At 44.5% G+C, this 19,763-nt stretch carries 19 protein-coding genes; 10 read left to right on the top strand and 9 right to left on the bottom strand.

Annotation, left to right across the window (positions count from 1 at the left end):
- The first annotated feature begins 125 nt into the window (after positions 1-125).
- Genes rpsP through rplS form a run of 4 tightly spaced genes read left to right on the top strand, consistent with a single transcriptional unit; the run spans position 126 to position 2,136 of the window.
- Positions 126-374 carry a 30S ribosomal protein S16 gene (gene rpsP / locus R7O03_RS10350; protein WP_005379962.1) on the top strand — a complete coding sequence of 83 codons (249 nt, stop codon included), beginning with the start codon at positions 126-128 and terminating at the stop codon, positions 372-374.
- A gap of 29 nt (positions 375-403) precedes the next feature.
- Positions 404-952 carry a ribosome maturation factor RimM gene (rimM, locus tag R7O03_RS10355; protein WP_005379964.1) on the top strand — a complete coding sequence of 183 codons (549 nt, stop codon included), beginning with the start codon at positions 404-406 and terminating at the stop codon, positions 950-952.
- A gap of 27 nt (positions 953-979) precedes the next feature.
- Positions 980-1,741 (top strand): tRNA (guanosine(37)-N1)-methyltransferase TrmD, encoded by a 762-nt coding sequence (gene trmD, locus R7O03_RS10360; protein ID WP_318131696.1) that lies wholly within the window; start codon positions 980-982, stop codon positions 1,739-1,741.
- A 41-nt stretch (positions 1,742-1,782) separates the two neighbouring features.
- Positions 1,783-2,136 carry a 50S ribosomal protein L19 gene (gene rplS / locus R7O03_RS10365; protein ID WP_005379971.1) on the top strand — a complete coding sequence of 118 codons (354 nt, stop codon included), beginning with the start codon at positions 1,783-1,785 and terminating at the stop codon, positions 2,134-2,136.
- A 655-nt stretch (positions 2,137-2,791) separates the two neighbouring features.
- On the opposite strand, the gene yacG is transcribed toward rplS, so the two are convergent.
- The 8 genes from yacG to nadC all read right to left on the bottom strand — a co-directional run bounded on the left by yacG (position 2,792) and on the right by nadC (position 10,005).
- Complete coding sequence (yacG, locus tag R7O03_RS10370) at positions 2,792-2,986, bottom strand: DNA gyrase inhibitor YacG (RefSeq protein ID WP_017635922.1); 195 nt, start codon at positions 2,984-2,986, stop codon at positions 2,792-2,794.
- A 158-nt stretch (positions 2,987-3,144) separates the two neighbouring features.
- Positions 3,145-3,885, bottom strand: a complete 741-nt coding sequence (gene zapD, locus R7O03_RS10375; RefSeq protein WP_005373086.1) for a cell division protein ZapD — start codon at positions 3,883-3,885, stop codon at positions 3,145-3,147.
- Between the two features lie 27 nt (positions 3,886-3,912).
- Positions 3,913-4,527 carry a dephospho-CoA kinase gene (gene coaE / locus R7O03_RS10380; RefSeq protein WP_017635920.1) on the bottom strand — a complete coding sequence of 205 codons (615 nt, stop codon included), beginning with the start codon at positions 4,525-4,527 and terminating at the stop codon, positions 3,913-3,915.
- A complete protein-coding gene (locus R7O03_RS10385) occupies positions 4,528-5,397 on the bottom strand; it encodes a prepilin peptidase (RefSeq protein ID WP_012841418.1) in 870 nt (289 codons plus the stop codon). It lies immediately after the preceding gene.
- A 63-nt stretch (positions 5,398-5,460) separates the two neighbouring features.
- A complete protein-coding gene (locus R7O03_RS10390) occupies positions 5,461-6,684 on the bottom strand; it encodes a type II secretion system F family protein (protein WP_062730449.1) in 1,224 nt (407 codons plus the stop codon).
- Between the two features lie 23 nt (positions 6,685-6,707).
- On the bottom strand, positions 6,708-8,393 hold the full coding sequence (gene pilB, locus R7O03_RS10395) for a type IV-A pilus assembly ATPase PilB (protein ID WP_318131697.1): 1,686 nt from the start codon (positions 8,391-8,393) through the stop codon (positions 6,708-6,710).
- Complete coding sequence (locus R7O03_RS10400) at positions 8,393-8,854, bottom strand: prepilin-type N-terminal cleavage/methylation domain-containing protein (RefSeq protein ID WP_318131698.1); 462 nt, start codon at positions 8,852-8,854, stop codon at positions 8,393-8,395. The genes pilB and R7O03_RS10400 overlap by 1 nt, the downstream gene beginning before the upstream one ends.
- A 263-nt stretch (positions 8,855-9,117) precedes the next feature.
- Positions 9,118-10,005, bottom strand: coding sequence for a carboxylating nicotinate-nucleotide diphosphorylase (nadC, locus tag R7O03_RS10405; protein ID WP_318131699.1), 888 nt, complete (start codon positions 10,003-10,005; stop codon positions 9,118-9,120).
- Between the two features lie 92 nt (positions 10,006-10,097).
- On the opposite strand from nadC, the gene ampD reads away from it, so the two are divergent.
- From ampD to lpdA, 5 genes are all read left to right on the top strand, one after another.
- Positions 10,098-10,649, top strand: a complete 552-nt coding sequence (gene ampD, locus R7O03_RS10410) for a 1,6-anhydro-N-acetylmuramyl-L-alanine amidase AmpD (protein WP_042521337.1) — start codon at positions 10,098-10,100, stop codon at positions 10,647-10,649.
- A gap of 405 nt (positions 10,650-11,054) precedes the next feature.
- Complete coding sequence (gene pdhR, locus R7O03_RS10415) at positions 11,055-11,822, top strand: pyruvate dehydrogenase complex transcriptional repressor PdhR (RefSeq protein WP_005379989.1); 768 nt, start codon at positions 11,055-11,057, stop codon at positions 11,820-11,822.
- Between the two features lie 48 nt (positions 11,823-11,870).
- Entirely contained in the window at positions 11,871-14,534 is a 2,664-nt protein-coding gene (aceE, locus tag R7O03_RS10420; protein WP_005386612.1) for a pyruvate dehydrogenase (acetyl-transferring), homodimeric type, read from the top strand.
- A gap of 19 nt (positions 14,535-14,553) precedes the next feature.
- Positions 14,554-16,446 carry a pyruvate dehydrogenase complex dihydrolipoyllysine-residue acetyltransferase gene (gene aceF, locus R7O03_RS10425; protein WP_005396678.1) on the top strand — a complete coding sequence of 631 codons (1,893 nt, stop codon included), beginning with the start codon at positions 14,554-14,556 and terminating at the stop codon, positions 16,444-16,446.
- 267 nt (positions 16,447-16,713) lie between these two features.
- Positions 16,714-18,141 (top strand): dihydrolipoyl dehydrogenase, encoded by a 1,428-nt coding sequence (lpdA, locus tag R7O03_RS10430; protein ID WP_005379993.1) that lies wholly within the window; start codon positions 16,714-16,716, stop codon positions 18,139-18,141.
- Between the two features lie 145 nt (positions 18,142-18,286).
- On the opposite strand, the gene opaR is transcribed toward lpdA, so the two are convergent.
- Entirely contained in the window at positions 18,287-18,901 is a 615-nt protein-coding gene (opaR, locus tag R7O03_RS10435) for a transcriptional regulator OpaR (RefSeq protein WP_005379994.1), read from the bottom strand.
- 320 nt (positions 18,902-19,221) lie between these two features.
- On the opposite strand from opaR, the gene hpt reads away from it, so the two are divergent.
- Positions 19,222-19,752 carry a hypoxanthine phosphoribosyltransferase gene (gene hpt / locus R7O03_RS10440; protein WP_005379995.1) on the top strand — a complete coding sequence of 177 codons (531 nt, stop codon included), beginning with the start codon at positions 19,222-19,224 and terminating at the stop codon, positions 19,750-19,752.
- The last annotated feature ends 11 nt before the right edge of the window (positions 19,753-19,763 follow it).

Below are 19,763 nucleotides of genomic sequence, written 5' to 3' on the forward strand. Positions count from 1 at the left end.
CCTTGCATTGCTCCGGGAGAAGAGTAAAATTCTGGAGCTTTATTTTGGCACGAGACCCCAAACTGTTTAATTTCTTGAATGGTTTTTGGGGTTAATTTTATTTTTGAGAAAGCAAAGAGGACGACATGGTAACCATTCGTTTGGCACGTCACGGCGCTAAAAAGCGTCCATTTTATCAAATCGTAGTAGCGGACAGCCGCAACGCTGCAACTGGCCGTTTCATCGAGAAAGTTGGTTTCTTCAACCCAACTGCTAAAGGTCAAGAAGAAGGTCTACGTCTAGACCTAGACCGCGTTAACCACTGGGTTGGTCAAGGCGCGTCAGTATCTGACCGTGTTGCTAAGCTAGTTAAAGACGCTCAAAAAGCGGCTTAATTTTTTACTTGAAAAGTAGAAACTAGTTTATGTCGATGAAAGGTAAAGAAACAATGAGCAACGAAAAGATTGTTGTAGGCAAGTTTGGTGCTACTTACGGCATTCGTGGTTGGCTTAAGGTTTTTTCCTACACAGACAATGCTGAAAGCATTTTCGATTACAGCCCTTGGTACATTAACCAAAAGGGCAAGTGGGTTGAGTACAAAGTAGAAAGCTGGAAGCGCCATAACAAAGGTATGGTGGCTAAGCTGGAAGGCATGGATGTTCGTGAAGACGCGCATCTAATGACGAACTTTGAAATTGCTATTGACCCTGCGGTACTTCCTGAATTGTCAGAAGATGAGTTCTACTGGCGCGAATTGTTTGGGATGCAAGTTGTAACTACTAAAGGTTACGATCTAGGTGTCGTTACTGACATGCTAGAAACTGGCTCAAACGATGTTCTGGTTGTTAAAGCAAATCTTAAAGATGCTTTCGGGCAGAAGGAACGATTAATCCCGTTCCTTGAAGAGCAAGTGATCATTAATGTTGATCGCGAAGCTCAACGGATCGAAGTTGACTGGGATCCTGGATTCTAATCTCCAAAATTACAGAGCGAGATAAACATGTGGGTTGGCGTTATTAGCCTTTTTCCAGAAATGTTCCGTTCTGTTACTGATTTTGGAGTAACAGGTCAAGCGGTTAAAAAAGGTCTTTTGTCGATTGAGACTTGGAATCCTAGAGATTTCACTCACGACAAACATCGCACAGTCGATGACCGACCTTACGGTGGTGGCCCTGGTATGTTAATGATGGTTCAGCCTTTGCGCGATGCCATTCATATCGCGAAAGCAGCCTCACCGGGCAAGACGAAAGTCATCTACCTTTCTCCTCAAGGTCGCAAGCTCGACCAGAAAGGAGTGGAAGAACTGGCAACGAATGAGAACTTGCTTCTGATTTGTGGTCGTTATGAAGGGGTAGATGAGCGCATCATTCAATCTGAAGTCGACGAAGAATGGTCGATTGGTGATTTTGTGATGACGGGTGGTGAGATACCAGCCATGACGTTAATCGACGCTGTCTCTCGGTTTGTTCCGGGTGTACTAGGGGATTTCGCGTCAGCAGAAGAAGACTCTTTTGCAAATGGCTTGTTAGATTGCCCTCACTATACGCGTCCAGAAGTATTGGATGACAAAGAGGTACCAGCGGTACTGATGTCAGGCAATCACAAGGACATTCGTCAATGGCGACTCAAGCAGTCGTTGGGCCGTACTTGGCTTAGAAGACCAGAGCTCCTGGAAAACCTAGCTCTGACTGACGAACAGGAACAATTACTTGCTGAGTTTGTTAATGAGCATAAAGCCATTAAAGAACATAACGCAAAGTAACCTAATTTATTTAGTATCAGTTTATTCTAGGAATTTAAAAAATGAGTAACATCATCAAAGCTCTTGAAGAAGAGCAAATGAAATCAGACCTACCTAAATTTGCACCAGGTGACACTGTTGTAGTTCAAGTTAAGGTAAAAGAAGGTGACCGTGAGCGTCTACAGGCTTTCGAAGGCGTTGTAATCGCAATCCGTAACCGTGGTCTACACTCTGCTTTCACTGTACGTAAGATCTCTAACGGTGAAGGTGTTGAGCGTACGTTCCAAACACACTCTCCAATCGTTGATAGCATCGAAGTTAAACGCCGTGGTGCAGTACGTCGTGCCAAGTTGTACTACCTACGTGAGCGTTCTGGTAAGTCTGCTCGTATCAAAGAGAAACTTGCTAAGAAGTAATGCTATAACTAGCGTTCTCATCTTAAACGGAGTCCTTTTAGGGCTCCGTTTTTTTATTTGTGTAATTAGCTTGCTCGTTTCTTTTCACCCGACCTGCACTGTCGATGCTCATGCACTGACGTACACTCCACGCCTCTGTCTTGTTGTGAATAGATTCCTGATGTCGCTATGGCTCCTCGGAATGACGGGAAATGATGATCAAATATTACTGGGTACTGTGGTTAAAATTCGTCATTCTGGATAGCGACGAAGGACCGTGATTCAGAATCTACTAGTTGAGAATGTAAGTGTTTAAGTTGTTAGCTTCATCCTTGCTGTTAGTTGATTCTTAATGTCGCTATAGCTTCTCTGAATGATGGGAATTGATAGCCAAAGATTACAGGGTACCGCGGTTGAAATTCGTCATTCTGGACAGCGACGAAGGAGCGTGGTTAAAAATCTACTCGCTGAGAATGCTAGTTTTTAAGTTGTTAGCTTCAATCCTTGCTGTTAGTAGATTCCTGATGTCGCTATGGCTCCTCGGAATGACAGGAAATGATGGTCAAAGATTACAGAGTACCGTGGTTAAAATTCGTCATTCTGGACAGCGACGAAGGAGCGTGATTCAGATTCCCCAAGAAGGAACCTAGGATCTTCCTTTACCCTAGGTCTCAATTTAATACTGATCTTCAGACCAGCCATCACTATCGGACATATCGGGTGCGCCTGGGATGGTGTTTTCTTCATCTGCCCATTCACCAAAATCAATCATTTGGCATTGTTTACTGCAGAAAGGGCGATGAGGACTTTGTTCTCCCCATTCTACGTCGGCGCCACATTGTGGACATTGAACGATGGTAACTTTAGACATAGTTGAGCGTCCCATTACTAATTGGTGTTAAAGGGTAGTATACCTAAACGAATTAAAGATGGCTTATTCAACGCGCTATTGCTGCTACGAAATTTTATCAAATATAAGCGCAATAAAGCGTTGAATTTTAGATTATGGAGGCGAGGCGTAGTGTCGTCTTAGCTGCACACAGCAAGTTCAAATTCAATATCTTGTGTGCACGCTTGACCGTTTTCAAACGACATGAACTTGATCGCAAAGCGGTTTTTATGGCCTGAAATCATAGGATACACGCCATATTCCATTGGGATGTGAAGTCTTAGAATGTTGGCTTCATCAGCGTCACTTTGGAAGAAACCTGCACGACCGATTTGAGCTTTGAAATGTCCGGTCTCTCTAGTGAGCTTTAACCATAACGAAAGCGCATCAGATAAGGGCTTTAAGCTTGCTTGCCACTGTTGTGCATCACGCTTTTTACGTTCAATAGGTAGATGAAGCCAGTAGTGTAATGCTGGCAGATCAAAACAGCATGAACCACCCGGTAGATTAAAGCGTTGGCGGATAGAGCTTAGGAAGCGATCTTCTTTTAATGCTTGGCCAAAACGTTCAGCACCCATTAGTTGGCTATGAACGACATCTATCTCTTGTAGTAGGGTATTTAATGCGTCTTGATCGACACCATCAACATTTAGCCAATGGCGGTACGACAGCCGTTGCTTCTCAAGATCTTTAGCCAGTTCACTTTTCAGTTGGATTTGTTCGAAGATCTCAACCATATCGAATAACGCACGGAAAAACAGTTGATACTGATGATTTTCGCTAAACCCAGAGGCCAAGTGAGCCTGACGCAGCAGAGACTCCACTCTTAGATAAATACGAGTTTTCTCATTTAACGGATGTTCAAATTTGTGCGTGGTCATCGACATAAGCCTTTGTGAGTTTCGTTCCTATTTTCGCAGATTTTTCTTACACATGGCTAGGTACTTTTCGTGCAAATCTGTGATTTGAAGCAAAAGATCAGGGTCACTTGGATTATTCTTAACCACATCGTCTGCAAGCGCGAGCCTTTGCTCTCTTGATGCTTGAGAGGCAAGGATGGCGCGAACTTGATCTTCACTCACATTGTCTCGTTTCATCGTGCGAGATATCTGTGTATTCGGTTCTACATCGACGACAAGAACGCGATCACACAAACTATCTAGCTTGTTTTCTACGAGCAACGGCACCACAAGTAACGCATACTCTGAAGTGACTTGCTGCAAATCTTCGATCATCTTTTCACGAATTATCGGGTGCAACAGTGCGTTGAGCCATGCTTTTTCATCTGAATTCGAAAAGATTTTTTCTCTCAGCTTTGCGCGATCTAAAGTTTGGTCTTCACGAACTATATCGTGACCAAAATGTTCAATAATCGCGTTTAGGCCGGGAGTACCTGGTTCGACAACTTCTCTTGCTACAATGTCGGCATCGACGATATCGATTTTAAATTGTTGTTTGAACAGATTCGCGACGGTTGTTTTTCCACTAGCGATACCACCTGTTAAACCAATAACCAAAGCCATTTACACTCCTAGAACTGAAGTAAAGTACCAGTTTAAAATCTGGTCGCCCCAAATTAAGCTTATCCAACCAGCAATTGCTAAGTAAGGACCGAAAGGGAAAGCTTTTTCAATTCCCTGCTTTTGCAAGCGTAGTTGAATGATGCCAAATACGATGCCAACCACAGAAGAAAGTAGAATGATCATCGGCAGTGACTGCCAACCTAGCCAAGCTCCTAGTGCCGCTAGTAGTTTAAAATCACCATACCCCATTCCTTCTTTACCAGTAAGTAACTTAAAGCCCCAGTAAACGGACCAGAGACATAGGTAACCAGCAATAGCACCAATGACAGAATCTTGTAGAGTAACAGGACTTATTTCGACTAATGCTAAGGCAATGCCAGCCCAAGTTAATGGTAATGTTAATTGGTCAGGTAACAACATAGTATCGAGATCGATAAATGTTGCGGCGATTAAGATAAAAGTGAAAAAGAGTAGGGCAACGGTAAAGTAACTAAAACCAAAGTGGTAAGCGACAAAGCCTGAGCAGAACGCAGTGAGCAGTTCAATCAGTGGATAGCGTGCGCTAATGGCTGTCTGACAGTTGTGGCATTTGCCTTTTAAAAGCAGCCAGCTAATCACAGGAATGTTGTCGCGAATACGTATCGGTGTTGCGCATTTCTGGCAGGAGGAGCGTGGGACGCTCAAGGTCAGCACTTCTTTAGGAGGTTCTATTTTGTATTCAGGAAATGACTCGGCACATTCGCGTCGCCATTCTAGTTCCATGATTTTAGGTAGTCGATAAATAACCACATTGAGGAAGCTACCCACGATCAGACCGAAGATGGTGGCAAACACAACGAATAGCCAAGGGTAGTACTGGAATACTTCCATATTTGTCTCTTGAGCGATGAGTGAAATCAGCAAGTGCTGTTTTAAAGGAGTTAACAGCTCATTCTAGCCCAATACACTCATTAAGTTAAAGATTGGCAAGTACATTGCTGTCACTAATCCGCCAACAACGATACCTAAAAAAACGATAATTAGTGGCTCTAGAATTTTACTAAGGTTGTCGACGGTGTTGTCGACTTCAAACTCGTAGATCGTTGCAACTTTATTGAGCATATCGTCAAGTCGACCAGACTCTTCACCGATCATAACCATTTGTAACACCAATTCAGGGAACACATTACAATTACGCATGGCAACATACATTGGCATACCTGCGGCGGTATCACGGTAAACTTCTTCTATAGCGAGTTGATAGTGTAAGTTTCCTGAGGTTTTTGATGTGGTTTTTAAACTGGTTAGAATTGGAATACCCGCTGTAAAGCTTGTGGCGAGTGTTCGACTAAATTTGGCGATAGCGGCTTTTGATAATACAGGGCCCAGAACAGGAAATTTAAGCACAGAGCGGTTGAGCATTAAGCGAAAAGAATCTGAACGCTTAGAGAGGATTCTCGCCGAGATGAATAAACTAATGGAGCCTAGTGCGATAAACGGACTCCAGTTTTGTGTCCAGGCGGAAAGATCTAATACTTGCCTGGTAAACCACGGTAAGTCAGCACCAAAACCAACAAACATTTTTTCAAACTCGGGAATGACTTTGGTGAGCATGATAAACGACACGCCTAACGCTACTAGAACTACCATGGCTGGGTAGATCAGTGCTTTGATCACTTTCGCACGAAGCTGCTCATTTTTTTCTCGGTAGGTGGCTAAGCGCTCGAACACTTCTGCTAAGTTACCGGATTGCTCACCTGTTGCGATAAGGTCGGTATAGAGTGGGTCAAAGTGTTCACTTGCAGTGCGCATGGCTTTTGACATAGGCGTACCCGCTTCGACGGCGCGTGTTACGCTCATCAAAATGGATTTCATCTCTGCTTTTTTGTGATTTTCTGATACCAATTTTAAAGCCTGAACTAAGGGGACACCGGTTATCAACATCGTCGAAATTTGACGGGTAAACACCGTGATGTCTCTGCCTTTTACGCGATGGCTGAGTTTAGTGAGAAACGAGATACTGCTTTTCTTTAACTTCTTGATCTTGATATGCTGTGCGTTTAGGCGTTCGCGTACTTCAATTTCTGTCATCGCGAGGGTTTGTCCAGACGTCTTTTTGCCTGAACTGTTGATGCCTTTCCAGCGGAAGTTTTTAAGTTGTGGTGTAGTGCTTTTCATAGAGGTGACTGCTGATTAAAGGATTAAAAATAAAGTACGCGCTGTAGTTCACTAAAACTTGTGATCCCTTGTTTGAGTTTTTCTATGCCCGACATTTGTAACGTGCTCATCCCGTTTGCGATGGCGAGTTTTTCTAGTTCATGTACCGAGGCGCCTTTAATAAGCGCTTCGGAAAGAAATTCATCAAAGCGCATCACTTCATAAATCCCCGTTCGGCCGGAATAACCATGGGTACACTCATTGCATCCATCGGGATTGGCTTTAAAAATGTTGTCGCTTGCTTGAATTCCAAGATGTTGTAGCTGAACGGTAAGCTCTTGTGATTGTTTGCAGTGCGAGCACAGTTTACGGGCTAAGCGCTGGGCAATAATCAAACTAAGAGATGAGGCCAAGTTAAAGCTTTCTACGCCCATGTTTGATAAACGAATAACCGTTTCAGCCGCAGAATTGGTATGCAAGGTTGAAAGTACTAAGTGACCGGTTTGCGATGCTTTTATGGCGATTTCCGCAGTGTCTAAGTCACGAATCTCACCGACCATGACCACATCGGGGTCTTGACGAAGAAAAGAGCGCAGGGCTTCGGCAAAACCAAAACCAATCTTAGGCTGAACTTGAACTTGGTTAATGCCCGATAAGTTAATTTCTACTGGGTCTTCTGCCGTGGAAATGTTAATTTCTGGTTTATTGAGAATACTCAGCCCAGTGTACAGAGAAACGGTTTTCCCGCTCCCAGTTGGGCCTGTCATCAGAATCATGCCTTGTGGGCGACGCAGCGCATCCAAGTACAATTGTTTTTGTTGTTCGCTATAACCAAGCTTGTCGATATCCAGTGACGCAGAGCTGCTGTCGAGCAGTCGTAATACAATTTTCTCTCCGAATAGAGTAGGTAGCGTGGATACACGCATATCAATCGCGGTGTCTTGATTCAACTTGAGCTTAATACGCCCATCTTGTGGTAAACGTCGCTCTGCAATATCAAGCTTAGAGAGGATTTTGATACGAGCGGATAAGCGGCGACTTAAGTGGCTTGGCGGCTGCTGTGTTTCAATTAAGATGCCATCGCAACGTAGGCGCACGCGGTACATCTTTTCATAAGGTTCAAAGTGGATATCGGATGCGCCTTTGCGCACAGCGTCCAACAGAATTTGGTTTATGTAACGGCTAACAGGAGACTCATCTTGGCTCAAGTCTTCAATGTTGTCGATTTCATCTGCGCCCACGTCAACCAGATTGGCTAACTCTTCTTGGTTGATCTCTTTTAACCCGGACTTCTCATGACTCAATGAACGACCATATAAGCGCCGAATCGCAGCGGTCAGCTCGCGAAAATCAACGAGAACAAGTTCTACTTGCAACCCTGTCGCAAAACGAAAGTCGTCTTCTGCTTGAAGGTTGGTTGGATCTGCAACAGCAAGAATTAAAGTTGAAGACGTACGCTGGAGTGGGAGTGCGTTATGTCGTGTGATTAATTCACGTAGACCGAGTTGTTGACAAAGCGAAGCGTACTCGTACTGAGATAACTCGGGCTGATTTAAACCAAAGAGAGAACTTAAGTGATCAGCGAGCTCACTTGACGTGAAGAATCCAGAACTGAGTAAAGCTTCCGGCATCGAAACGCCAGAAGCTTTGACTTGCTCTATTAACGATTCTTCTTGGGAAAATGTTAGTAACCCTTTTTGGCGAAGAACGGTGGAGAGGTTGGTGTGCATTAGTTTTTCGGGCACCAATCAGCAACGTTAGCTGTCTGACTACCGCCATTAGCGCAATCTACAGTCCAAGTTACTCCAGCCGTTGTCAAGGACGGGGTGATTTCAATTGTATCACCTGCAACTAGTTTTCCTTTTGTTTTACCTGTATCTACAATTGCTTTTATCGTAGGCAGAGCACTACTAGTACCACCATCAGCTTTAACAGTGAAGCTGCCTAGGTTTTGGGCTAAAGGTACACCACCATTACCTGAGTTACAGTTTGAACTGCCATTTATAATACAGATACCTAACGATGTTTTCATCGCTGAGGAAGCGCTTAGCATTTCACTAGCATGCGCTTTCATGGTGTAATTTTGATATGCAGGCACGGCAAATGCGGCCAAAATACCGATAATCGCCACCACAATCATCAATTCAATCAAGGTAAAACCTTGCTGTTTTTTCTGTTTACTGTGTTTCATTTTCTTTCCTTCTTAATGAAATAAATAATGCCCTTGCATTAGCGAAGGATTATGGAGACTTCATAAAGGTTGAAAATGGGGAAGATATGGGGTCTCGAGTGAGGTAAAACTCTTTGGTAGAAAGTTGCATATCGTATGCAGAGTTTTGCGAGTAGTACTATTTTTTTAGTGGATAAAAAGAAAGGGCCAATTGGCCCTTTTAAATGATGAGTTACTCACAACTCACTGAGTTAGTTGAAGTAATTGAGATTGTGTTGCTTTTATTATTTGAAGCGCATCGAAAGATCCATCGCTTTTAAATGCTTAGTCAACGCGCCTACCGAAATGTAATCGACACCGGTTTCTGCGTATTCTGCGATAGTCTCTAGCGTAATGTTGCCGGAGTTCTCTAAAGCGGCACGACCTGCGTTAATCGCTACGGCTTCACGCATCATTTCTTTTGTGAAGTTATCGAGCATGATGATGTCGGCACCAGCCTCTATCGCTTGTTTCAACTCTTCTAAGCTTTCCGTTTCTACTTCTACCGGTTTGCCTGGGTTAAGCTCTTTCGCTTTTTGGATGGCTTGAGTGATGCCACCACAAGCAATAATGTGGTTTTCTTTAATGAGGTAAGCGTCGAACACGCCGATGCGATGGTTAAAGCCACCACCACACGTCACGGCGTATTTTAGTGCGCTACGCAGACCAGGAATGGTTTTGCGTGTGTCTAGTAGACGACACTCAGTATGCGCGATTTTTTCAGCGTACTCTGCGGTAACTGTTGCGCAGCCAGACAACGTTTGGATGAAATTCATTGCGTTACGCTCACCAGTTAACAAGTCACGAGCAGGGCCTGTCAGCGTGCAAAGGGTTTGGTTAGGTTCGACTTTATCTCCGTCCTTTACGTGCCATTCAATGCTGACCTTGCCACTGAGCTGTTTAAAAACTTCATCAGCCCATGCTTGACCACAGAACACACCATGCTCACGAGTAATAATCGTTGCGGCATTAACCGCATCGGCAGGGATCAAAGATGCAGTAATGTCGTTATCTGCGTCGACACTGCCACCTAGATCTTCTTTTAAGGTATCAGCGACAGAGCGAGTGATCTCTAAAGGGAGTTGTTGTTTAAGGTATTCTAGGCGTTCTTGAATGTTGTGTGTGTTCTTCATCGCAAATCTTGTCTTGAAAGGGAGATGGCAACGAATGATACTCTCCGGTGTCAATAATTTCAGCAGTTAATTTGCAAAGTAGAGAGGTTGATATGCGCCCAATTATCGAGAATGGCTGGCTGACACAGGCAAAGCATGTTCCGTCACCATTTTTTGATGCCCGCTCTGATATAAACGACATCTCTCTGCTGGTGGTACACAACATCAGTTTGCCTCCTGGGCAGTTTGGTGGACCATATATAGAGGACTTCTTCACTGGCAAGCTAGACCCAAATGAACATCCATTTTTTGAAGTTATTCACAAAATGGGCGTTTCTGCACATTGCTTGATTAAAAGAAACGGCGAGGTTGTTCAATTTGTTTCTTTTCTTGATAGAGCATGGCATGCCGGTCAATCCAGTTTCGCGGGCAGGGAGCGTTGTAATGACTATTCCATTGGTATCGAGCTTGAAGGGACAGAATTTACTGCCTACACAGAAGCGCAATATCAATCACTTGCAGAGATCACTGAGGTGATTATGCAGTCTTATCCTCAAATCACCCCGCCACGAATTACCGGTCATCAATATATTGCGCCCTTGAGAAAAAGCGATCCTGGTCTAAGCTTTGATTGGGTGAAATATAGACTGCTTATACAGCGTTGATTTGTAGCGAAAGTGTAAATTCAAAAAAGCGAAATAAATAAGGCATACGATCAGGTATGCCTTTTTTTGATACCAGAAATATTAATGATTGTTAAAAGTTAACTACACTTTTACGCTCGTACATGCCGTTTTGGTGAATAAATAGACTGATAATTTTGTCATTTTCTGTATTTCTTTTCCAAAACTGCTAGCACGTCGACTTCCCATTTGTATGCTTTATGTAATTGGTCATACCAATTCTATTGCTGTTTTAACAGTCGATTGTTATCAGAGTGTTGGAAGTAAGCTCGTTCTATGATTTAGGTCAATTTTCGGCTGGACAGTGGCGTTTTAATTATGTTAATTTCTGCACCAACTTAAAATTGGTATTACCAATTACCTGCAAGAGTAGAAGAACAATAAATTATGGCTTATCAAAGGATTCGTCAGCCAAAACTCTCTGATGTTATAGAACAAGAGTTAGAAAGGTTGATAGTGGAAGGAACATTGTCTCCGGGGCAACAACTGCCTCCAGAGCGTGAACTGGCAAAACAGTTCGATGTGTCTCGTCCTTCAGTCCGAGAAGCCATTCAACGCTTGGAAGCGAAGCGTTTGTTGACTCGTCGCCAAGGTGGCGGAACATTCGTAAGTGAGAATATCTGGAAGAGCTTTTCAGATCCCTTGTTGAATTTGTTGTCTAGTCATTCTGAAACCCAGCTTGATGTGCTTGAGTCTCGTCATGCGATGGAAGGAATTTCAGCCTACTTTGCAGCTTTACGTGGTACCGAAGAAGATTTTGCGCGTATTCAAGGTTGCCTTGAGCGCATTAGCCAAGAGCAAGCAAACAACGATATCGAAGCTGAATCTGCGGAAGTGATGCAATTTTTGATCGCTTTGACAGAAGCCGCGCACAACGTGGTTCTGTTGCACATTGTTCGAAGCTTAGCGCCTTTGCTTGAGCAAAATATTCTACAAAATTTTAAATTACTACGTCGCCGCCCAGAAGCGGTCGAGAAAGTCAGTAAACACCGAGCCAATATCGTGGATGCGATTGTTTCTGGTCAGCCTGAAAAGGCGCGAGAAATGTCCCACTCGCACTTGGCTTACATCGAAGAAACATTGTTGGATTTGACTCGAGAAGAGTCTCGACGAGAGCGTTCTCTACGTCGAATTCAGCAGGGTAATGACTCGTAAGAGCGTTACTTAAATAAGTAGATCCAACCAACAGAAGGATAGATCGCCATGTCTGATATGAAGCATGACGTAGATGCACTGGAAACTCAAGAATGGCTACAAGCGCTTGAGTCAGTTGTACGTGAAGAAGGTCTAGAGCGTGCTCAATTCCTATTAGAGCAAGTTCTAGATAAAGCACGTCTAGACGGTGTTGATATGCCAACAGGTATCACAACTAACTACATCAACACGATTCCTGCAGACCAAGAACCAGCATACCCAGGTGACACAACACTTGAGCGTCGTATTCGCTCAATTATTCGTTGGAACGCTATCATGATCGTTCTACGTGCATCTAAGAAAGACCTAGAGCTAGGCGGCCACATGGCGTCTTTCCAGTCTTCTGCTGCGTTCTACGAGACATGTTTCAACCACTTCTTCCGTGCGCCAAACGAGAAGGATGGTGGCGACCTAGTTTACTACCAAGGTCACATTTCACCAGGTATCTACTCACGTGCATTCGTTGAAGGTCGTCTAACTGAAGAGCAGCTAGACAACTTCCGTCAAGAAGTAGACGGAAAAGGTATTCCTTCATACCCGCACCCTAAACTGATGCCTGAATTCTGGCAGTTCCCGACAGTATCGATGGGCCTAGGTCCAATCGCTTCTATCTACCAAGCTCGTTTCCTTAAGTACCTAGAAGGCCGTGGTCTTAAAGATACTTCAGAGCAGCGCGTTTACGCGTTCCTAGGTGACGGTGAGATGGATGAGCCAGAATCACGTGGTGCTATCTCTTTCGCTGCGCGTGAGAAACTAGACAACCTATGCTTCCTAATCAACTGTAACCTACAGCGTCTAGATGGCCCTGTAATGGGTAACGGTAAGATCATTCAAGAACTTGAAGGTCTGTTCAAAGGTGCTGGTTGGAACGTAGTGAAGGTAATCTGGGGTAACAACTGGGATTCACTACTAGCTAAAGATACGACTGGTAAGCTTCTACAGCTTATGAATGAAACGATCGACGGCGACTACCAAACATTCAAATCAAAAGATGGCGCGTACGTACGTGAGCACTTCTTTGGTAAGTACCCAGAGACAGCTGCACTTGTTGCTGACATGACTGATGACGAAATCTTCGCACTTAAGCGTGGTGGTCACGAGTCTTCTAAGCTATACGCGGCATACAAAAACGCGGCAGAAACTAAAGGTCGTCCAACAGTAATCCTAGCTAAGACTGTTAAAGGTTACGGCATGGGTGAAGCGGCTGAAGGTAAGAACATCGCGCACCAAGTTAAGAAGATGGACATGACTCACGTACTACACCTACGTGACCGTCTAGGTCTTCAAGACATCCTAACTGACGAAGCAGTGAAAGAACTTCCGTACCTGAAACTTGAAGAAGGTTCAAAAGAGTACGAATACCTACACGCTCGTCGTAAAGCGCTACACGGCTACACGCCACAGCGTCTACCAAAATTCACTCAAGAATTCATCGTTCCTGAGCTAGAAGAATTCAAGCCACTACTAGAAGAACAGAAGCGTGATATCTCTTCTACTATGGCATTCGTACGTGCACTAAACGTTCTACTTAAGAACAAGAACATTGGTAAGAACATCGTTCCTATCATTGCTGACGAAGCACGTACATTCGGTATGGAAGGTCTGTTCCGTCAAATCGGTATCTACAACCCGCACGGTCAAACTTACACACCAGAAGACCGTGGCGTTGTTTCTTACTACAAAGAAGCGACTTCAGGTCAGGTTCTACAAGAAGGTATCAACGAGCTAGGTGCTATGTCTTCATGGGTTGCTGCTGCGACTTCATACTCGACAAACGACCTACCAATGATCCCGTTCTACATCTACTACTCAATGTTCGGCTTCCAACGTGTTGGCGACATGGCGTGGATGGCTGGTGACCAACAAGCACGTGGTTTCCTACTAGGTGCAACTGCGGGTCGTACAACGTTGAACGGTGAAGGTCTACAGCACGAAGACGGCCACTCGCACATTTTGGCGGGTACGGTTCCTAACTGTATTTCTTACGACCCAACATTCGCGTACGAAGTAGCAGTAATCATGCAAGACGGTATCCGTCGCATGTACGGTCCAGAACAAGAAAACGTGTTCTACTACCTAACGCTAATGAACGAAAACTACGCAATGCCAGCAATGCCAGAAGGCGCTGAAGAAGGCATCCGTAAAGGTATCTACAAGCTAGAAACTTACACGGGCGACAAAGCGAAAGTTCAGCTAATGAGCTCTGGTACTATCATGAATGAAGTACGTAAAGCAGCTCAAATCCTAAGCGAAGATTACGGTGTTGCTTCTGATGTTTACTCTGTAACGTCATTCAACGAACTAACTCGCGATGGCCAAGATGCAGAGCGTTTCAACATGCTTCACCCAGAAGCGGAAGCGAAAGTACCTTACATCCAAACAGTAATGGGTACTGAACCTGCTATCGCAGCAACTGACTACATGAAGAACTACGCAGAGCAGGTTCGTGCATACATTCCTGCTGAGTCTTTCAAAGTTCTTGGTACTGATGGCTTCGGTCGTTCAGACAGCCGTGAAAACCTACGTCGTCACTTCGAAGTGAACGCAGGTTACGTAGTAGTAGCAGCGCTAACTGAACTAGCGAAACGTGGCGAAGTTGAGAAATCTGTAGTTGCAGAAGCAATTAAGAAATTCGACATCGACACAGAGAAAACAAACCCGCTATACGCTTAATTAAGAAGGTAGATAAGAAATGGCAATCGAAATTAATGTACCAGACATCGGTGCGGATGAGGTTGAAGTTACTGAGATTCTTGTAAGCGTTGGCGACAAGGTTGAAGAAGAGCAATCTCTGATCACAGTTGAAGGCGATAAAGCTTCTATGGAAGTTCCTGCTTCTCAAGCGGGTATCGTTAAAGAAATCAAAGTTGCAGAAGGCGACAAGGTTTCTACTGGTTCTCTAATCATGATTTTCGAAGCCGAGGGTGCAGCTGACGCTGCACCTGCTCCTGCGGCAGAAGCAGCTCCAGCAGCAGCTCCAGCTCCAGCAGCAGCGGCAGAACTAAAAGAAGTTCACGTACCAGACATCGGTGGTGATGAAGTAGAAGTTACTGAAATCATGGTTGCCGTTGGCGACAGCATCGAAGAAGAGCAATCTCTTCTAACTGTTGAAGGCGACAAAGCTTCTATGGAAGTTCCAGCGCCATTCGCAGGTACTCTAAAAGAGATCAAAGTTGCAGCAGGCGATAAAGTATCGACTGGCTCACTTATCATGGTATTCGAAACCGCAGGTTCAGGCGCTCCAGCAGCACCAGCGGCAGCTGAAGCTCCTGCGGCAGCAGCTCCAGCAGCGTCTGCGGCAAAAGAAGTGAACGTACCAGATATCGGCGGCGACGAAGTTGAAGTTACTGAGATCATGGTTGCGGTTGGCGACACAGTGGAAGAAGAGCAATCTCTAATCACTGTTGAAGGTGACAAAGCTTCTATGGAAGTTCCTGCACCATTCGCTGGCACAGTTAAAGAAATCAAGATTGCAGCTGGCGACAAAGTGTCTACTGGCTCACTAATCATGGTATTCGAAGTGGCGGGCGCAGCACCTGCTCCTGCAGCAGCTCCAGCTCAAGCGGCAGCACCTGCAGCTCCAGCTCCTAAAGCAGAAGCTCCAGCGGCAGCAGCTCCAGCAGCGACTGGCGATTTCAAAGAAAACGATGAGTACGCTCACGCGTCTCCAGTTGTTCGTCGTCTAGCGCGTGAATTTGGCGTTAATCTTTCTAAGGTTAAAGGTTCTGGTCGTAAGAGCCGTATCCTAAAAGAAGACGTTCAAGCTTACGTGAAAGATGCACTTAAGCGTCTTGAGTCTGGCGCAGGTGCAGCAGCATCTGGCAAAGGCGACGGCGCGGCTCTTGGTCTACTACCATGGCCAAAAGTGGACTTCAGCAAGTTTGGTGAGACAGAAGTTCAACCGCTATCTCGCATTAAGAAGATCTCTGGCGCAAACCTACACCGTAACTGGGTAATGATCCCGCACGTTACACAGTGGGATAACGCAGACATCACGGCTCTTGAAGCATTCCGTAAAGAGCAAAACGCGATTGAAGCGAAGAAAGACACTGGCATGAAGATCACACCACTTGTGTTCATCATGAAAGCGGTAGCTAAAGCGCTTGAAGCGTTCCCAGCGTTCAACTCTTCTCTATCAGAAGACGGTGAGAGCCTAATTCTGAAGAAATACGTGAATGTTGGTATCGCGGTAGATACACCAAACGGTCTAGTTGTTCCTGTATTTAAAGACGTGAACAAGAAAGGCATCTACGAGCTATCTGAAGAGCTAATGGCGGTTTCTAAGAAAGCACGTGCTGGTAAGCTAACTGCGGCTGACATGCAAGGTGGCTGTTTCACTATCTCTAGCCTAGGCGGTATCGGCGGTACAGCGTTTACTCCAATCGTAAACGCACCAGAAGTTGGTATCCTAGGTGTGTCTAAGTCAGAAATGAAACCGGTATGGAACGGTAAAGAGTTCGAACCGCGTCTACAACTTCCACTGTCTCTATCATACGACCACCGTGTGATCGATGGTGCTGAAGGTGCGCGCTTCATCACTTACCTAAACTCATGTCTATCTGACATTCGTCGTCTAGTTCTGTAATAGAAATTAGATGAATGAGAGGCGGCAACTTAGCCGCCTCTGCTAATCATAATTACCGACAATTTGGTTATCAGCCTTGCTTCGTTCAGGGTTTTCACAATCGAATTGTTGTCTAGCTCACAGGCTAAATTGATTTACTTTTCACACCATTAACATCTCTGTAAACTGTTAGCGGTCTGAAAATAACTGTTTAAAACAAATCTCTCTTAAACATAAAAAATCGATACCCACTCAGCCTGTTAGGGATAATGACTACAAGAGGTCAAAATGAGCAAAGAAATTAAAGCCCAAGTTGTTGTACTTGGTTCTGGTCCTGCTGGTTACTCCGCTGCATTCCGTTGTGCGGACTTAGGTCTTGAAACTGTACTAGTTGAACGTTACAGCACGCTTGGCGGTGTATGTCTGAACGTGGGTTGTATCCCATCTAAAGCACTGCTTCACGTTTCTAAAGTAATTGAAGAAGCGAAAGCGATGGCTGACCACGGCGTTGTGTTCGGTGAGCCTCAAACAGACATCAGCAAAATCCGCATCTGGAAAGAAAAAGTTGTTAACCAACTAACTGGCGGCCTAAGCGGTATGGCTAAGATGCGTAACGTAACAGTAGTTAACGGTTACGGTAAGTTCACTGGCCCTAACTCTATCCTTGTAGAAGGCGAAGGTGAGCCAACAGTTGTTAACTTTGACAACGCAATCGTTGCGGCTGGTTCTCGTCCAATCAAACTGCCATTTATCCCGCATGAAGACCCACGTATTTGGGACTCTACTGACGCTCTAGAACTAAAAGAAGTGCCAGAAAAACTGCTTATCATGGGCGGTGGTATCATCGGTCTAGAAATGGGTACGGTTTACCACTCTCTAGGTTCTAAAGTTGAAGTTGTTGAAATGTTTGACCAGGTAATTCCTGCAGCAGACAAAGATATCGTGAAAGTATTTACTAAGCGTATCAAAGACAAGTTCAAGCTAATGCTAGAAACGAAAGTAACAGCAGTTGAAGCAAAAGAAGACGGTATCTACGTTTCAATGGAAGGCAAGAAAGCGCCAGCTGAAGCTGAGCGTTACGATGCGGTTCTAGTTGCTATCGGTCGTGTACCAAATGGTAAGCTAATCGACGGTGAAAAAGCGGGTCTAGAAATTGACGAGCGCGGCTTCATCAACGTTGATAAGCAAATGCGTACTAACGTTCCTCACATCTTCGCGATCGGTGATATCGTTGGTCAACCAATGCTTGCTCACAAAGGTGTGCATGAAGGTCACGTAGCTGCTGAAGTTATCTCTGGTAAGAAGCACTACTTTGACCCTAAAGTTATCCCTTCAATTGCGTACACTGAGCCAGAAGTGGCTTGGGTTGGTAAGACTGAAAAAGAAGCGAAAGAAGAAGGCATCAAGTACGAAGTAGCAACATTCCCATGGGCAGCATCAGGTCGTGCAATCGCATCTGACTGTGCAGACGGTATGACTAAGCTAATCTTCGACAAAGAAACTCACCGCGTAATCGGTGGTGCTATCGTTGGTACTAACGGTGGTGAACTACTTGGTGAAATCGGCCTTGCAATTGAGATGGGCTGTGATGCAGAAGATATCGCTCTGACTATCCACGCTCACCCAACTCTACACGAGTCTGTAGGTCTAGCTGCTGAAGTATTTGAAGGTTCAATCACTGACCTGCCAAACAAAAAAGCAGTTAAGAAGAAGTAAGCTTTTTCTGACTGAATGATAGAAGCCGCTGCATTGCAGCGGTTTTTTTATGCTTGTTACATAGGAATATAAATGTGTGCTTAGCTGACAGCAGACAATAAAAAGCCCACCAAACGGTGGGCTGACATATATTACTAGTTAAGCTTTAGTGTTCACGGTTGTAAATGCAAAGCATATCTAAGTATGAATTCACTAGATGTTTCAGTTCCGCTTCACCTTTAGCGCGGTTCGCTTGGACAAACAGTGAGTAACAAATACCGTGGAACAGGTTTGCCAAGTGTTCTGAATCGTGCTGGTCACACACCTCACCGCGTTCAATTGCTTTAATGAACATGTTTTGTACCAGCAACTGGTTAGTACGGTTAGTTGAAACAAACAATGGCCATACTTCATCACGTGTTGAAGCACTCCACTCGAACCATACTTTTAGCCAGTGACAGTCTTGGCTGACAAGCTCGATCATCGCATTAGTAATATTGGCGATGTTTTCACGTGCATGTAAGTCTAGGTCTATGTTATCCGATAGGAAGTTTGAGAACTGACGTACGACGTGATTGAGAACTTCATCCACCAAGTCTTCGCGTGTAGGGAAGTAGTTAAAAACAGTCGCTACAGAAACTTGAGCAATTTCTGCGATATCTGCGTGACCACCACGACCGATGCCGCGGCGCGCAAATACTTCCAATGCGATTTCCATTAACTGTTGCTTACGCTTAATTGGAGAAAGCCTAGTTCTAGGTCTCTTTGCAATTGAGTCCATATCCATTTTCCTTGCCATTTGAGTTGATATTGGGGGTAACCCCCCTAATTGATTATTTTAATAGTTGCTTAAAGCAGTGATGAGTGTAATGGTGCATATGCACAAGGTCAACATCTGTAGAACAATTTATATACAGTAATGTCATTATTATTGATAAATTTAGCTATGAACTTTATAAAACTAAGACCTTCTTCCAAGATTTTTTGGCAACAGGATGCGACTTTCAACCCAATGAACGTGGTGATACACTACACGCCGTAAGATTAGGTGATCGTTTGCGTGCGACTTACCTCAACCCACAAATTTAGATTGAGCACAGTATGAAACATACAATAGAAGTCATGATTTCTGAGCAAGAAGTTCAGGAGCGAGTTCGTGAATTAGGCAAACAAATTACAGAGCGTTATCAAGGTAGTGAAGATCTTGTGTTGGTAGGCTTATTGCGAGGCTCATTTGTATTTATGGCAGACTTGGCACGTGCTATCGAACTGACTCACCAAGTTGATTTTATGACTGCGTCAAGCTACGGCAATACGATGGAAAGCTCACGTGACGTTCGTATCTTGAAAGATTTGGATGATGACATCAAAGGTAAAGATATTCTGCTTGTTGAAGACATCATTGACACTGGTAACACACTAAATAAAATCCGTGAGATTCTTTCGCTACGTGAGCCGAAGTCTATCGCGATTTGTACGCTCCTAGATAAACCATCTCGTCGTGAAGTGAATGTTCCTGTGGATTGGATTGGTTTCGAAATCCCAGATGAGTTTGTCGTTGGGGTGGGTATTGATTACGCGCAGAAATACCGCCACTTACCATACATCGGTAAAGTTGTACCTCAAGAATAATCATTGAGAGC

Origin of the sequence: Vibrio sp. Vb2960 (genome assembly GCF_033337665.1) — a bacterium.
Taxonomy (GTDB): Bacteria; Pseudomonadota; Gammaproteobacteria; order Enterobacterales; family Vibrionaceae; genus Vibrio; species Vibrio alginolyticus.

Coding starts and splice junctions, on each gene's coding strand:
- rpsP (WP_005379962.1), top strand. CDS start 126: ATGGTAACCATTCGTTTGGCACGTCACGGCGCTAAAAAGCGTCCATTT.
- rimM (WP_005379964.1), top strand. CDS start 404: ATGTCGATGAAAGGTAAAGAAACAATGAGCAACGAAAAGATTGTTGTA.
- trmD (WP_318131696.1), top strand. CDS start 980: ATGTGGGTTGGCGTTATTAGCCTTTTTCCAGAAATGTTCCGTTCTGTT.
- rplS (WP_005379971.1), top strand. CDS start 1,783: ATGAGTAACATCATCAAAGCTCTTGAAGAAGAGCAAATGAAATCAGAC.
- yacG (WP_017635922.1), bottom strand. CDS start 2,986: ATGTCTAAAGTTACCATCGTTCAATGTCCACAATGTGGCGCCGACGTA.
- zapD (WP_005373086.1), bottom strand. CDS start 3,885: ATGACCACGCACAAATTTGAACATCCGTTAAATGAGAAAACTCGTATT.
- coaE (WP_017635920.1), bottom strand. CDS start 4,527: ATGGCTTTGGTTATTGGTTTAACAGGTGGTATCGCTAGTGGAAAAACA.
- R7O03_RS10385 (WP_012841418.1), bottom strand. CDS start 5,397: ATGGAAGTATTCCAGTACTACCCTTGGCTATTCGTTGTGTTTGCCACC.
- R7O03_RS10390 (WP_062730449.1), bottom strand. CDS start 6,684: ATGAAAAGCACTACACCACAACTTAAAAACTTCCGCTGGAAAGGCATC.
- pilB (WP_318131697.1), bottom strand. CDS start 8,393: ATGCACACCAACCTCTCCACCGTTCTTCGCCAAAAAGGGTTACTAACA.
- R7O03_RS10400 (WP_318131698.1), bottom strand. CDS start 8,854: ATGAAACACAGTAAACAGAAAAAACAGCAAGGTTTTACCTTGATTGAA.
- nadC (WP_318131699.1), bottom strand. CDS start 10,005: ATGAAGAACACACACAACATTCAAGAACGCCTAGAATACCTTAAACAA.
- ampD (WP_042521337.1), top strand. CDS start 10,098: ATGCGCCCAATTATCGAGAATGGCTGGCTGACACAGGCAAAGCATGTT.
- pdhR (WP_005379989.1), top strand. CDS start 11,055: ATGGCTTATCAAAGGATTCGTCAGCCAAAACTCTCTGATGTTATAGAA.
- aceE (WP_005386612.1), top strand. CDS start 11,871: ATGTCTGATATGAAGCATGACGTAGATGCACTGGAAACTCAAGAATGG.
- aceF (WP_005396678.1), top strand. CDS start 14,554: ATGGCAATCGAAATTAATGTACCAGACATCGGTGCGGATGAGGTTGAA.
- lpdA (WP_005379993.1), top strand. CDS start 16,714: ATGAGCAAAGAAATTAAAGCCCAAGTTGTTGTACTTGGTTCTGGTCCT.
- opaR (WP_005379994.1), bottom strand. CDS start 18,901: ATGGACTCAATTGCAAAGAGACCTAGAACTAGGCTTTCTCCAATTAAG.
- hpt (WP_005379995.1), top strand. CDS start 19,222: ATGAAACATACAATAGAAGTCATGATTTCTGAGCAAGAAGTTCAGGAG.